This is a genomic window from Candidatus Dormiibacterota bacterium, from assembly GCA_036495095.1.
Classification (GTDB): domain Bacteria; phylum Chloroflexota; class Dormibacteria; order Aeolococcales; family Aeolococcaceae; genus CF-96.
Genome location: DASXNK010000037.1, coordinates 44856 through 58461, shown reverse-complemented (window position 1 = coordinate 58461; position 13606 = coordinate 44856). Strand labels below are relative to the sequence as shown.

12 protein-coding genes are annotated in these 13606 nt (G+C 71.2%); all 12 read right to left on the bottom strand.

Going from position 1 to position 13606, the window contains the following annotated elements; genetic code table 11:
• The coding region (locus tag VGL20_04320) for an NAD(P)-binding protein (GenBank protein HEY2702895.1) at nt 1–305 on the bottom strand (305 nt) is incomplete at its 3' end.
• A gap of 29 nt (nt 306–334) precedes the next feature.
• A complete protein-coding gene (locus VGL20_04315; GenBank protein HEY2702894.1) occupies nt 335–1591 on the bottom strand; it encodes a phosphotransferase in 1257 nt (418 codons plus the stop codon).
• Between the two features lie 558 nt (nt 1592–2149).
• On the bottom strand, nt 2150–3520 hold the full coding sequence (locus VGL20_04310) for a phosphotransferase (GenBank protein HEY2702893.1): 1371 nt from the start codon (nt 3518–3520) through the stop codon (nt 2150–2152).
• Between the two features lie 386 nt (nt 3521–3906).
• Nucleotides 3907–5097 carry an MlaD family protein gene (locus VGL20_04305; protein HEY2702892.1) on the bottom strand — a complete coding sequence of 397 codons (1191 nt, stop codon included), beginning with the start codon at nt 5095–5097 and terminating at the stop codon, nt 3907–3909.
• Nucleotides 5097–6362, bottom strand: a complete 1266-nt coding sequence (locus VGL20_04300; GenBank protein ID HEY2702891.1) for an MCE family protein — start codon at nt 6360–6362, stop codon at nt 5097–5099. The genes VGL20_04305 and VGL20_04300 overlap by 1 nt, the downstream gene beginning before the upstream one ends.
• The gene (locus VGL20_04295) at nt 6359–7525 is read right to left on the bottom strand and encodes an MlaD family protein (GenBank protein HEY2702890.1); all 1167 of its coding nucleotides are present in this window, start codon (nt 7523–7525) and stop codon (nt 6359–6361) included. The genes VGL20_04300 and VGL20_04295 overlap by 4 nt, the downstream gene beginning before the upstream one ends.
• Nucleotides 7522–8778, bottom strand: a complete 1257-nt coding sequence (locus tag VGL20_04290; protein HEY2702889.1) for an MlaD family protein — start codon at nt 8776–8778, stop codon at nt 7522–7524. Before VGL20_04290 ends, VGL20_04295 begins: the two co-directional genes overlap by 4 nt.
• On the bottom strand, nt 8775–9902 hold the full coding sequence (locus VGL20_04285) for an MlaD family protein (GenBank protein HEY2702888.1): 1128 nt from the start codon (nt 9900–9902) through the stop codon (nt 8775–8777). Before VGL20_04285 ends, VGL20_04290 begins: the two co-directional genes overlap by 4 nt.
• On the bottom strand, nt 9899–11038 hold the full coding sequence (locus VGL20_04280; protein ID HEY2702887.1) for an MlaD family protein: 1140 nt from the start codon (nt 11036–11038) through the stop codon (nt 9899–9901). The genes VGL20_04285 and VGL20_04280 overlap by 4 nt, the downstream gene beginning before the upstream one ends.
• A gap of 14 nt (nt 11039–11052) precedes the next feature.
• Nucleotides 11053–11904: an ATP-binding cassette domain-containing protein gene (locus VGL20_04275; GenBank protein ID HEY2702886.1), complete on the bottom strand. Its 852-nt coding sequence runs from the start codon at nt 11902–11904 to the stop codon at nt 11053–11055.
• Between the two features lie 17 nt (nt 11905–11921).
• Nucleotides 11922–12716 (bottom strand): ABC transporter permease, encoded by a 795-nt coding sequence (locus VGL20_04270; protein ID HEY2702885.1) that lies wholly within the window; start codon nt 12714–12716, stop codon nt 11922–11924.
• Nucleotides 12717–12726: 10 nt separating this feature from the next.
• A complete protein-coding gene (locus VGL20_04265) occupies nt 12727–13506 on the bottom strand; it encodes an ABC transporter permease (GenBank protein HEY2702884.1) in 780 nt (259 codons plus the stop codon).
• Between the last annotated feature and the right edge of the window lie 100 nt (nt 13507–13606).

The following is a 13606-nucleotide window of genomic DNA, read 5'->3' as shown; positions in this document are numbered from 1 at the left end:
CGGTAGAAGGGGGCGAGCGGCTCGTAGAGGGTGTTGGCGTAGACCAGCGACCCACCGCCGACGCCGCAGCCGGACAGGATCATGGCGTCGTCGAGCAGGGTGATCCTCTGGATGCCACGCAGCCCGAGGCGCGGCATCCAGAGGTACCGCCGCAGCCGCCAGCTGGTCCGGGGCAGGTCGTCCGGTCCGAAGCGCCGGCCGGCCTCGAGGACGCCGACCCGGTAGCCCTTCTCGCTCAGGCGCAGCGCGCTGACGCTTCCCCCGAACCCGCTTCCGACGACGAGAACGTCGTGGTCGTGGCTCACCGCGCGACCTCGTGAACTACATCGTCAGGCTAGGCGGCGCGGAACCGGGGGGTCACACTCCTCGCATCGGTCGACCTCTCGAGGTCGGCGATGAGCCCGCGCCTGCGCAGGTGATCGTCGAGTGTGAGCATCCCCGCCAGCAGGCGGGCCGGGCTCATTCTCGTCCATGCGTGGAGAACGTCTGTGAGCAGGTCGAGCGTCTCCCACAGCATCACGCGTTCTCTCGACACACGTCCCGCGGCCTCGTAGTGTTGCAGGAACCGCTCGCAGACCGACTCCAGATCGGCGATGGTGGCAGCCGTCGCCTCCGGGCTCGGGATGACGCCGTCACCTGCCACGTGGGTGCGCATCCAGCAGTCCCTGACACCGGCTCGGAAGCGCGCGACGTCCAGGGCTGGTTCCGCCAGGCAGAAGTCGTCGAAGTCGATGAAGCCGACGCTTCCCCGATGCAGCAGCACCTGCGCGGGGCGGAAGGTGCCGTGCGACGGCCGGGCGGGACCGGCAGGGTGCTTCTCGGCGAGGTCGGCCACTCGGGCCAGCAGCGGCGCGCCCACCCCGGCAAGCCCGGGGAAGCGGCGGGCCAGGCGTTCGATGGTGACGCGGATCTCGGCCACCTCGCCCTCCAGGGTGATGGTCTCGCCGTGGGCGACGCCGCAGCCGTGGAGGGCGGAGAGCCCCACTGCGACCTTGCCCAGGTACTCGTCGACCTCGTCGCGCGCCACCGGCGTTCTCTGCCGGACCGACGAGCAGATGAGCTCCTTGAGCGTCCGGTCCTCGGCGACGGGGCCCTGGACGAGCAGCCGCAGTTCGGGCAGATAGGCGAGCGGCTCGGCGATCGCGACAGCGGAGGAACGTGAGAGCTCCGAACTCCACAGCGCCCGCATGCTACGAAATGTGTTCTCGCCCCGGTTGTCACGGTACGTCTTGGCGACGACCACGCCGGGCCAGTCTCGTCCCCTGGCCGCGCCAGCGTCATCGAGCTCGTAGCGAATGGTGCACCGGCTGCCCCTGGCATAGCGCATGACCCTGGGCCGGCACGCCGCGATGCGCAGGTCGGCGCAGGCCGAGGGGCCGGCCCGGATGGCGTCCTCCAGCAGCACCCGAGCCCGTCCGGCATCCGTGAGGTCTGGCATCAGTGGCAACGCGATGTCGGGTGGGGCGGTGCGCAACTCCACGCCGAGCTCCGGCAGCAGGCAGCGCCACCCCTCCGAGCCGAAGGCCGTTGCCGGCCCGAGCTGAGCGACCTCCGCCGTCCCTGCGGCACGCAGCGAGCCCTCGACCCACACCTCCCAGGGCTCTCCATCAGGTCTGCCGCAGGTGACCCGGCACTCGAACGTCCATGTGCCGCTGTCCGGGCGGAAGTGCCTGGGATCGCACTCGTGGAGGACGAGATCGCCGCGGGCCACCTCGTGCAGCGCCCTGGCGAGGCCCGCGCGCAGCCGGTCGGGCTGTGCCGCGGACAGCCATTCGGGAAGGGTCGCAAGACGACCCAACCCGGGGACGTCGGGGGTCTCCCGGCTGTGCTCGGTGCTCTCGACGGGCGTCGAGGACGACGGTTTGGCGCTGCGCCGCCTCGCTGCCAGGTCGGTGGACCGGCGGGCGCGTGTCTCAGCCACCTCGGCCCACCGGCAGAGTGTGCGGAACTGGATCTGGATGGCAGCAACGCATCAGAGCGAAACCTCGCGAGGTGCCCTGGTACCGACACGCACGGGCGACGAGCGCGGGCGTTGCTCGCCCCGTGTTCCCACTCAATTCGAACGACGAAGGTGCACCGGGTTTCCTTGCGTGGTGGCGCGGAGCAGGAAACGGTGGAGACCCTCCACCGCCTTGTGAAACGCGATCGGCTACGCCGCCCTGGGCCTGTCGGCGATCCGGTGCGGATCGGCTGATTGCCGGCCGGCGTCCATGAGACCCGAGCGACGCACCTGCTGCTCGAGTGTCAGCATCCTGGCGACCAGGCGGGCGGGGCTCGTCCGGGTCCAGGCGTGGACGACGTAGGTGATCAGGTCGAGGGTCTCCCACAGCATGACACGCCTCCTCGACACCGGCGCCACCGCCGCGTAGTGCCGCAGGAACTCATCGCACACGTCCTCGATGGCGGTCACGGCGGCGTCGGTGAATCCGCCACCCGCCGCCAGGTGAGCGCGCATCACGCAGTCCCTGATGCCGGCCCGGAAGCGTGCGACGTCGTGGGCGGGTTCCGCCTGGCAGAAAGCATCGAAGTCGATGAAGCCGACCCGGCCTCGATGGAGCAGCACCTGCGCTGGGCGGAAGGAGCCGTGCGATGGCCGGACCGGATCGGCACGGTGCTCGGCGGCGAGAGCGACCACTCGCGCCAGCAGTGGCGCGGCCGCCCCGGAGAGCTCAGGCACGACCCCCGCGAGGTGTTCGAGCACGGCCTCGATCTGGGCCACCTCGCCCTCCAGGGTCACGGTCTCGCCAAGGGCGACGCCACAGCCGTGGAGCGCGGCCAGCCCCTGTGCGGCCTTGGCGAGATAGTCGTGGAGCTCCTCGAGTGCGACCGACGGTCCCGCGGGGAGCGACGAGCAGATGAGCCGCTCGAGGGTGCGGTCTTCGGCGACGGGGCCCTGGACGAGCAGGCGCAGCCCGGGCACGTAGGCGAGCGGCTCTGCGATTGCCACAGCAGAGGAGCGCGACAGCTCCGAGCTCCACAGCGCGCGCATACCCTGGTAGGCGTTCTGGCCGGTGTCGTCACGATACGTCTTGGCCACGACCACCTCCGGCCAGCCTCGTCGCACCGCCGCTCCGGGGTGGGTGAGCTGGTAGCGAACAGTGCAGCGGCTCCCCCTGTCGTAGCGCATGACCCGAGGCCGACAGGCCGCGATGCGCAGGTCGGCGCAGGCCGGGGTGCCGTCCTGGATGGCCCTCTCCAACAGGACGCGTGCCAGCTCGGCATCCTCGAGCTGCGACACCAGGGGTACCGCGGTGTCAGCGGGAGCGGTGCGCAGCTCGACGCCCAGCGCGGGCAGCAGGCAGCGCCACGCGTCCGACCCGAAGGCCGCGACCCGCCCGTCGAGAACGGGCTGCCGCGTCCCGGGAGCGCCGACCGACCCCTCGAGCCACACGTCGCGCCGCTCGCCGTCGGGGCCGCCGACGCTGACCCGGCACAGGAACGTCCACGTGGTGTCCCGCAGCCGGAAGTGCTTCGGACGGCACTCGTGGAGTACGAGGTCGCCCCGTGTGAACTCCGGCACCGCCCGGCTGAGGAAGGTACGCAGCCGATCGGGCTCTCCCGCTGCCACCAACCACTCGGGGAGAGTCGCGAGCCTGCGCAACCCGGTGACGTCGGCCGCCTCGTCGGTGTGATCACCGCTGTCGACCGATATCCCATGCAGCGGCCTCCGGCGGCGCCACGCCGTCGTCGGCTCCACCGGCCGCGGCGCGGGACCCTCAGACACGTCGGCTCACACCCCGTCTGCCGTCGCCTCACGGAGCACCGATCCCGCCTTCTCGCGTGTGCCCTCCACCCTGACCGACGAACGCGTGCCTGCATTCCTTGCACGGTGGTACCCACCGGACGCCCGGTGTGGCCAACCCAGGGCCGGCACGGGATGAACCCGGCGAGCCGCCAGCTTCCCGCCTACGCCCCCAGGAGCAGCGAGAGCGTGTCCTCGCTCAGCGGGGTGGAGGTGGCGGCGGCGGTGCAGGGCAGCTTGCTCAGCGGACCCGCGGGCAGCACGCTGCAGGGGATCGGGACGTTCGGCAGCAGCCCGAAGGTCTCCACCCGCACGTAGTGCTGGCGGCTGTCGCCGGGCGAGCACGGCTGGGTGGGGTTCTTGGAGCAGGGGTCGCTGCTCCCGAACGCCGACCGGATGTTCTCGATGGCGCTGATGATCCCGGGGGTCGCGTCCACCGGCTGGCCGGGCTGCAGTCCGCGCAGGTTGGCGCCGAACGCCGCCAGCAGGTCGTTGAACTGGTTCAGCCGGTCGATCACCCCGGGCGCCTGGTCGAGGATGCCGTGGATGTTGCCGCCCTGCCCGCTCAGCGCGGTGTCGAGGGTGGTCAGGGTGCTGTCGGCATGGGAGAGCAGCGACTGCAGGTGGTCGGAGTTGGCGGCGAACGCGGCCAGGGTGCGGTCGGTGCTCGCCACCAGCTGGTCGAGCGGCACCTGAGCGAAGTCGGCGTTGAAGGAATCGTTCTTGACCAGCATGTCGCTGAGGTTCGAGCCCACGGCGTCGAGCGCCTGCACCGGGTCGAGCAGCCCGGCGGTGAGCGTCCGGGCGTTGGCGACCAGGTGGTTGACGTCGTCGCCGCGGCCGGCGGCGGCCTGGCCGAGCTGGACCAGCGCGGTCTGCAGGCTCGCTCGCTCCGGCGCCCCGAGCGCGTGGAGGATCTGGTCGAGGTCGACGGGGAGCACCGTCTGCTTCTCGGGGATGACGTCGCCGCCGCCGATCGACGGCGCCGACGCACTGCCCGGTGCGATCTCGAGGAACTTGGGACCGAAGAACCCATGGGGACGCAGCATCACGGTGGCGTCACGGTGGACGTCGGCGAACTGCGAGTCGACGTTCATCACCGCCAGCGCCGCGCCGTTGCGGCTCTCGATGCCGACCACCTCGCCCACCTTCACCCCGGCGATCTCCACCGAGGCGTGGGGGGCCAGCGAGTCGGCGTCGGCGAGCTGGGCGCGCAGCTCGACGTGATGGCTCCAGGGCACCGGGATCGGCGAGCCGGGCAGGCCCCCGACGACCACGCCGACGAGCACCAGGACGATCACCGCGATGGTCACGATGCCGGTGGTCACAGGGTTCACCCGGGGCTGCGTCCTCATCAGGGCGCCCCCCAGAGGTCGAAGGTCGCCAGCGAGGCGCCCGAGCCACCGGTGGGCCACCAGTCGCCGAGCAGGCCGCCGAGCAGCGGCGGCAGCAGCGTGGGACCGGGGTGCGGGCCGAGGATGCCGGGCAGCAGCGGAAGCAGCGGGAGCTGGGGCAGCTGGGGCAGCTGGGGCAGCGCCGGACTGGTCCTCTGCGCGGGCAGCGATGTGGGCAGGGTGCAGCTGCCGGTGGGCAGCAGGCCGCTGCAGTCGATGCCGAGCAGGTTCTGGCGCAGGAAGTAGCCGTCGCGGTCGCTCTGGGAGATGGCGTCGCCGATCTCGTGGATGAGCGTGATCGCGGGAGTCACCCCGCTGACCTGGAACGCCTGGGTCTGGGGCAGCAGCGACGCGAGCAGGCGGTCGAACTGGCCGGCGACGGGGGCGAGCTGCTGCAGCCCGGCGGCGAGCTGGGGGGCACCGCCGCTGCCGAGCACCCGGTGGGCGGTCTGGTTCAGCGCGCCGGTGTTGCTGATGAAGCCGCGCACCGCATCGGGGTTGGCGGCGAGCGCGCCGGTCACCGAGTTCATGTTGTCGATGACCCCGGCGAGGTCGTTGCGGCTGCGGTTCAGCTGGTCGGCGACGGTGCCGAGGCTGGCGAGGATGGTGTTGAGGTCGGCGTCGTGCTGGGCCAGCGTCGCGGTCGGCGACTGGCTGTGCACCGAGAGGTCGCGGAGGCCGGGGACGAGCTGCTGCAGGTTCCCCTCCTGCCCCTGCACCCCCGCGCCCACGGTCCTGATCAGGTTGGTGAGCGCCTGCCGGGTGGGTGGGTCGAAGGTGTTGAGCAGCTGGTCGAAGTCGACCACCGGCCGGGTCGCCACCAGGGGGATGACGCCGTTGTCGGCGAGCTGGTGGCTGCGGTCCTGGCCGGGGACGAGCTCGACGTACTTCTGGCCGAGCAGGGTGGCGAGCCGGATGTTCGCGGTGGTGTCGGCGGGCAGCGGCCACTCCGCGCCGTCGACGTGGAAGGTGAGGTCGGCGTGGTCGCCCCGCGCGATCACCTGGGTGACCTGGCCGACCAGCCGGCCGGCGATGCGCACGTCGCTGCTCACCGCGATCCCGTCGACGTCGATGACCTGCGCGGTCACGGTGTGGGTGCTCGCCCAGGGGGCGGCGAAGTTCACGTTGATCCAGCCCATCACCAGCACCACGGCGCCGATCACCACGGCGGCGAGGACGCCGGCGAGGACGGGGCTGATCCGGGGCCCGCGGGCGCTGCCGATCATCCGAACATCCCCGCGAGGTCGAAGCTGCCGCCGTCACCCGCGGCCGGTGCCGGTGCGCCCGCCTGGGTGGCGCCGCCGGAGCCGGCGTCGCTCGACCCCAGCCTGTAGTTGGGGGTGAAGGGACACCCCTTCTGCTCGCCCGAGATGGCGGTGTGCTGGCCGCCGCACGGCTGAGCGTTGTGTCCGGGCTGGTTGAGCACGGCGTCGACGCGCAGCGTGTCGATGCCGTTGATCGAGTACCCGGTGCCGCTGACGAACTCGTCGAGGAGCATGTCGAGGTGCGGGATGTGGGGGTCGACGGCCTGGATCAGCGGCGCCAGCACCGACCCCGCCTGCTGCAGGCGGTCGAGCGCGCCCGGGCCCTTCTGGAAGATCGCGGCCAGGTTGCTCTGCTCACCCTGGAGGCCGGCGTCGAGGCTGGACAGCGTCCCCGCGGCGTGGTCGAGGGTGCCCTGGAGCTGGTGCTGCTTCGCCGCCAGCGCCCCCAGCAGTGTGTTGCCGCCGGCGATCAGGCCGCGCAGGTGCTGGTCCTCGGAGGCGAGCTTCGCGGTGATGGTGTCGAACTCGGCGTTGAGCCGGTCGAGCTCCGGGCTGCGCTGTGCGAGGACGTTGGTCAGGGGGATCAGCGCGTTGGTGAGCGGGTCGAGCTGAGCGATGGCGGTGTTCAGGTCGGTGGCGCCGTGGCCGCCGAGGGCGATGACCCCCTCCTGCAGCTGGGTGCGGATGGCGGTGCGCACGTCGGCGTTGAACACGTCGGCGAGCTGGTCGAGGTTGACCGGGCTGCTGGTCTCGGCGACGCCGAAGACGTGGCCGTCGCCGAGAGCGGGCGCGCCCGCCGCCCCCGGGCCGAGGTCGACGAAGACGTTGCTCAGGACGCCCCTGGGGCGCACCGCGACGTGCGTCCCCTGGTGCAGGGGCCAGTGGCTCGAGTCGATGCTGAGCACCGCCTCGGCGTAGGGGCCGGTGCGGGGGTCGGCGCCCACGGTGATGCTCTGGACGGTGCCCGCGGTGACCCCGGCGACGCGGACGTCGTTGCCGGTCACCAGCCCGTCGGCGTCGCTGAAGCGCGCGGTGACGTGGTGGACGTCGGAGCCGCCGCCGAGGAAGGCGAGGCCGGCGGCGGCCGCCCCGGCGAGGATGAGCAGGGTCAGCGGCCGGTTCACTGCGACTGCCCCGCGGCGAAGGCGGCCAGCACCGACAGCGGGTCGGAGCTGCCCGCGCTGTGGGTCGCGGCCCCCTGGCCGGTGAGCTGCGGGCAGATCGTGCCGATGGCGCCCTGCAGCCCGAGCAGGCCGAGCACCGGGCTCAGGGTGGTCTGCAGGGTGTCGCAGTGGAAGGAGAGGTCGATGTTCAGGGCGGAGTGCTGGCCGGCCGGCGGGGTGAAGAGCGAGGCCCACTGCTGGGTCACCTTCAGCCCGGTCGGGGTGGTGATGGTGAGCTGGTCGTTGGGGTAGTTCAGCTGGCCGAGCAGGGTTCCGGTGAACACCTCGTCGATGCCGCAGTTGGGCTTGCCCGGGCAGCCCGCGTTGGGGTCGACCACCTGCCCCAGGAAGCCACGCTCGGCGCCGAGCGCGGGGGCGAGCTTCGCCAGCGCCTGGCGCTGGGCGTCGACGGTGGGCGCCGCCGCCGCGTTCAGCTCGGCGGCGACGTTCGAGGCCTCGCGCAGGGTGGTGATCAGCGACTGGTCGCGCTGGGCGATCGCCCCGAGGGCGACGTTGCCGTTGGCGAGCAGCCCGGCGAGCTGCTGGTGCTCGTCGCCGAGGGTGCCCATCAGCGTCGCCAGGTTGGTGAGGATGCGGCCCATCTCGGGGTTGTCCTTCTCGTAGACCTGCGCCACCGGGACGAGGTTGGCCACCCCCTGCTGGAGCTGAGGGATGATCGCCTGCAGGTCGCCGGCGCGGTGCTGGGTGGCGGCGTCGAGCGCCTGCAGCACCAGCCGCTGCTCCTCGCGGGTCCGGGCGTCGAAGGCGTTGAAGATCTGGTCGGCCTCCACCGTGGTGGTGGTGCTGCTCTCCGGCAGGGTGCTGTTGCTGGCCAGCTCCTCGCCGCGGCGGTCGCCGGGCACGAGGTCGACGTACTTCTCGCCGAGCAGCGTCTTCGGCCGCACCTTGGCGGTGCCGTTCGAGTACACCGGCACCGCCCGCGAGTCGCTGATCACCATGGTCACCACGGTGGCGTTGGGATGGGCGGCGTCGCGCTCGACGGCGGTGACCCTGCCGACCTGCACCCCGGCGACGCGCACGTCGGCGGCCGTGGGCACCCCGTCGGCGTCGGCGAAGACGGCGCGCACCCGGTAGCCGGCGCTGAGCGGGTTCGGCTGGCCGATGTTCAGCGCCAGGAACTCCATGGCGCCGATGCACACCGCGGCGAAGAGCAGCACCATGACGGCGTTCACGATCGACCGGCGGCGGCTCACGGGGTGTCTCCCATCACCGCCGCCCAGATGTCGTTGGGGGCGGCGGGCGGCGGCGCGCTCGCAGCGGGGGTGGCGGTGCTGGTGCCGGTGGAGCTGCAGGTGGTGAAGCAGCTCACGGCGTAGATCGACCAGAGGTGCTGCTTGCCGTCGGGCGACAGCGGGTCGGGGGCGTTGGGATCGGTGTCCGCGAACGAGGTGGCGAGGTTCGGGAAGACGTCGTGGATCTGGTCGCGGAACGGGTAGATCCCGCTCAGCACCCGGTTGGTCTGGTCGAGGAAGCCGGCGGTGTTCGCCAGCGCCCCGGGCAGCGTCCGCAGCGTGCTCTGCAGGTTCGGCGCCTGCCCGCTCACCAGCACGTCGAGGTTCTGGAGGAGCAGGTCGGCCTGCTGCACGGTGCCGCCGATCTGCTGCTCCTGGGCGGCGAGCTGAGCCATCACCTGGTTGAAGGTGCCGAACTCGTCGCGGACCTGGTCGCGCTGGCCGGCGAGGGTGGTGTAGAGCTTCTGCAGCTCGACCACCACGTCCTGCAGCTGCTGGCGCCGGGTGGTGAGCACGGCGGCGGGACCGTTCAGCGAGCCCAGCAGCCGGTTGGTGCTGCTCGCCTCGGCGTTGAGGTCGGTTCCGCGCCCGGCGAGCGCCTGGCCGGCGCTGCCCAGCAGCAGCTGGAGGCGGTCGCGGGTCTGGGGGTCGAGGATGGCGAGCACCTGGTCGATGGCCACCGGGGTCAGGGTGTGCTCGACCGCGATCTGCCCGCCCGAGGCCATCTCCCCGCTGGCGGCGCTGCCGCGGGAGAGCTCGACGTAGGTCTCGTTGAGCAGGTTCTTCTTGCGCACCTCGGCACCGCTGTCGCGGTGGAGGGGAAGGGCATTGCTGTCGTCGATGGTCATGCTCACCCGCGCCTGGCCGCCCACCGCCTGGACGTCGTCGACCCGCCCCACCCGGACGCCGTCGACGTAGACCTCGTTCTTGGGGAGGATGCCGTCGCCGCTCGAGAATACCGCGGTGACCCGGTAGGGGTGCTGCCACGGCCAGCTGATGCCGATGCTGGCCACGATGGAGAACAGCACCAGGCTGCAGAAGCCCAGGTACAGAGCGGTGATCGGCAGGTTCCAGCGGCTTCTCATGCGCCGATGAACCCCGCGAGGGTGACCAGCTCGCCGGCGCCGCCACCGTCCATCCATGCCGCCGGCCTGGTCGCCGCCGGGGTGTAGCCGTTGCCGGTGCACGAGCCCGGGGTGGGGGTGATCAGGCAGATGCGGAAGATCGGCAGCCCGGTGCCGAGCGGGGTGGTGCCCGGGGGCACCGACTCCAGCGCGCCGCCGGTCGAGGTCGGGCCCCGCAGCAGCGACTGCTCGAAGGCCTGCAGGGTGCCGTCGGAGAAGCTGGTGCCGATCTGGGCGAGCAGCCCGGCCTCGCTCTGCAGCCCGTTCACCAGGCTCGGCGCCCGCTGGATGAGGTCGCGGATGCTCGCCACCGCGGGGTCGATGGCGGCGTTGAGGTCGGTGAGCACCGCCTGGCTGTCGACGAACTGGCGGCTGAACGCCTGCCGCTCCGCCTCCACCGCGTTCAGGGTCCTCTGCCCGTTGGTGATCAGCTGCTGCAGCTGGGTGATCTGGTCGTTCTGGGTGAGCTTGCCCAGCACCCCGTCGAGGCCGACGAGGATGCGGTCGAGGTCGGCGTCGCGCTGGTTGAGCGTCTTCCCCGTGGTCGCGAGGTTGTCGAGGTTGGCGTGGGCGGCGGCGATCGCCTGGTTGAGGTCGGCGCCGGTGCCGGCGAGCCCCGCGCCGAGGTCGTTGATCAGGCTGCGCGCGGCGGCACGGGTGGTGGTGTCGAGGCTGTTGAGGAAGGTGTCGAGCTCCACCGGCACCGCGCTGGCGCTCGCCTGCAGCGGCTGGGAGGCGTCGTAGGCGGGGGCGCTGGCGGGGCCGTCCTGGAGGTCGATGTACTTCTCGCCGAGCAGCGACCGCGGCCGGATCCCGGCGGTCACTCCGCGGTGGAGCGGCCAGCTGGCGTCGGCGACCTCGACCACGATGCGGGCGTGGCCCTCGGCGGTGGGCTCGATGCTGCTCACACTGCCCACCCGGGCGCCCGCCTCGAGCACGTCGCTCCCCGCCACCAGCCCCGACGCCGACTGGGGGTAGGTGATGGAGACCCGGTGCGCCGGCCGCCCCGCCAGCCCGGGGGCGGCGAGGGCGACGACCAGCACAACCGCGATGAGCGCGGCGACGGCGAGACCGGCGGCGAGGGGACGGCGGGACATCTTCTCGAGCTGCCTCAGTCCATCCCCAGGGGGCCTTCGGAGTCGGCGGTGAAGAACTGCCGGACGAACTCGTCGGGAGACTGCTCGATCTCCTCCCGGGTGCCGAAATGGCGCATCTTCCCCTTGTAGAGGATGCCGACGTAGTCGGCCATGCGCTGCACCGCGAAGACGTTGTGGGTGACCACCACCACGGTCGCCTGGTACTTGGTGGCGATCTCCTTGATGAGGTCGCAGAGCAGCGTGGTGCGCACCGGGTCGAGGCCGGAGTCGGGCTCGTCGACGAGCAGGATCTTGGGCTCCATGACCAGCGCCCGGGCGAAGCCCGCGCGCTTGCGCATGCCGCCGCTGAGCTCGTTGGGCATCCGCTTCTCGGCGCCCGCCAGGCCCACCTCGCTGAGACGCGCGATGACGGTCTCGCGAATCTGGGCCTCCCCCATCTTGGTGTGCTGGCGGAGGGGGAAGGCGACGTTGTCGTAGAGGTTCATCGACGAGAAGAGGGCGCCGTCCTGGAAGAGCATACCGATGGAACGACGCAGCTCCAGGATCTCCTTCTCCCTCAGGTGGGGGACCGACCTGCCGTCGACCACGATGTCGCCGGCGTCGGGCATCAGCAGGCCGACGATGTGGCGCAGGCTGACGCTCTTCCCCGTCCCCGACGGGCCCATCAGCGCGGTCACCCCGCCCCGGGGGATGCGGCAGGTGACCCCGTCGAGGACCTTGAAGGAGCCGAAGGCCTTGCGCAGGTCCTTGAGCTCGATGACCGGGTCCATGTTCCAGGTGGACACCGACTGGTTGGTGCCCGGCTGGTTCAGCCGGCCACCCGCCGGCGTCGCCACCCCGGCCGGGGGAACCTGGAAGGAGGTCATCGCTTGCAGTCGCCTCGTCAGATCTGGATCGGAAGGTTGGGGTTGTTCCCCCAGAAGACCTGGGTGAGCACGGCGTTCACCACCACCACCATCACCAGGGCGGTCGCCATCGTCTTGGCCACCGCCCGGCCGATGCCCACCGCACCCCCGGTCACGTTATACCCGTAGTAGACGGCGACGCTGACGATGAGGATGGCGAAGACCACCGCCTTGGTCATCGAGAAGACCAGGTCCTGGGTGTTGAGGAAGCGCCAGAAGTAGTCGAAGTACACCCCGTCGGACACCTGGCGGATCTGGAAGTGCTGGACCAGGTACGACCCCAGGTACGACACCGCCAGCGACAGCAGGTACATGAACGGGAGGACGATGAAGCAGGCGAGCATGCGCACGCTCACCAGGTAGACCCGGGTGGGAATGCTCATGATCTCGAGGGCGTCGATCTCCTCGTTGACCCGCATGGTGCCGAGCTCCGCGACAAGGCCGCAGCCCACCTTGGCGCCGATGGCGAAGCCGAAGAAGAGCGGAGTGATCTCGCGGGTGTCGCAGATGGCGTTGAAGACCCCGGTGAGGGTCAGGGCGCCGATCTGGGAGAGCGAGTAGTAGGCCTCGACGCTGCACTCGGCGCCGGTGGCGGTGGTGAGCACCAGCGCGACCGGGGTGGAGCCGATGGCGATGAACGCCGCGTACCACCACACCTCGCGCATGTACCGCAGCGCCTGCGGGATCTGGATGAAGGTCACGAATGCGAACTGGACGACCTCGCCGAGGGTGCGGGTCCAGCCGCGGACGCGGGACAGGGCGGCGACGGCCATCAGCTCCTCATCACCGCAGCACGTTGCTCGAATGGAAGAGGGCGAGCACCGTCGGCGTGTACAGGTACTCGAAGACCTGGATGCTGATGAAGGACGCGACCACCGCCTGGTGGACCGCTCGCGCCACCCCCTCGGCGCCGCCCCGGGCGGTGATGCCCTTGTAACAGCAGATGATCGAGACCAGGACTCCGAAGATCATGCATTTGATCTCGCCGCCGTAGAGGTCCTGGAGGGTGCCCTCGGTGAAGAAGGTGCTGAGGAAGGCGCCGGGGTTGACGCCGACCAGGTGCACCGAGGCGAGGTACCCGCTGAGGCAGGTGAAGGCGATCATCGGGATGTTGTAGAGGGCGGTCATCAGCGTCATCGCGGCGAAGCGCGGCACCACGATGAAGGCGATGTTGCTGATCCCCATCACCGAGAGCGCCTCGAGCTCGTCGCGCACCTTCCGGGCGCCGAGGTCGGCGGTGATCGCGGTGCCCGCCACCGCGGCCACCATCAGCCCGGTGGCGACCGGGGCGAACTCGCGGACGTTGGCGAGAACCATGAAGCCGCCCACCCGGTAGTCGGCGCTCGCGATCTTGAAGAAGGTGCCCGCCTCGAGGGCGACGATGGCGCCCCAGCCGAAGCCCGTGAGCAGGAGCGGCACGAAGCAGACGGTCATGATGAACCGGCACTGCTCGAGGAACTCGGCGACGTAGAAGGGCCGGCTGAAGATCCCCCGGACCGCCTGCGCGAGGAGGATCGACTGCTCGCCGAGCGTGGTGAGGCCCTGGCGTGCACGGGCTACCACGGAACCGTCTTTTGCATCGACTTCCAGCCGGCCCGAAGGCGGGCGGTGCTGCTCTCGCTGGCGCACCACGGCCACGCCATCCCCCGGGGTGCAGGCTGAG

What these genes read in the sequence shown, in the direction of transcription:
- VGL20_04300 (HEY2702891.1), bottom strand. Translation starts at nt 6,362, where the DNA reads ATGATCGGCAGCGCCCGCGGGCCCCGGATCAGCCCCGTCCTCGCCGGC.
- VGL20_04275 (HEY2702886.1), bottom strand. Translation starts at nt 11,904, where the DNA reads ATGACCTCCTTCCAGGTTCCCCCGGCCGGGGTGGCGACGCCGGCGGGT.
- VGL20_04305 (HEY2702892.1), bottom strand. Translation starts at nt 5,097, where the DNA reads ATGAGGACGCAGCCCCGGGTGAACCCTGTGACCACCGGCATCGTGACC.
- VGL20_04285 (HEY2702888.1), bottom strand. Translation starts at nt 9,902, where the DNA reads ATGAGAAGCCGCTGGAACCTGCCGATCACCGCTCTGTACCTGGGCTTC.
- VGL20_04270 (HEY2702885.1), bottom strand. Translation starts at nt 12,716, where the DNA reads ATGGCCGTCGCCGCCCTGTCCCGCGTCCGCGGCTGGACCCGCACCCTC.
- VGL20_04280 (HEY2702887.1), bottom strand. Translation starts at nt 11,038, where the DNA reads ATGTCCCGCCGTCCCCTCGCCGCCGGTCTCGCCGTCGCCGCGCTCATC.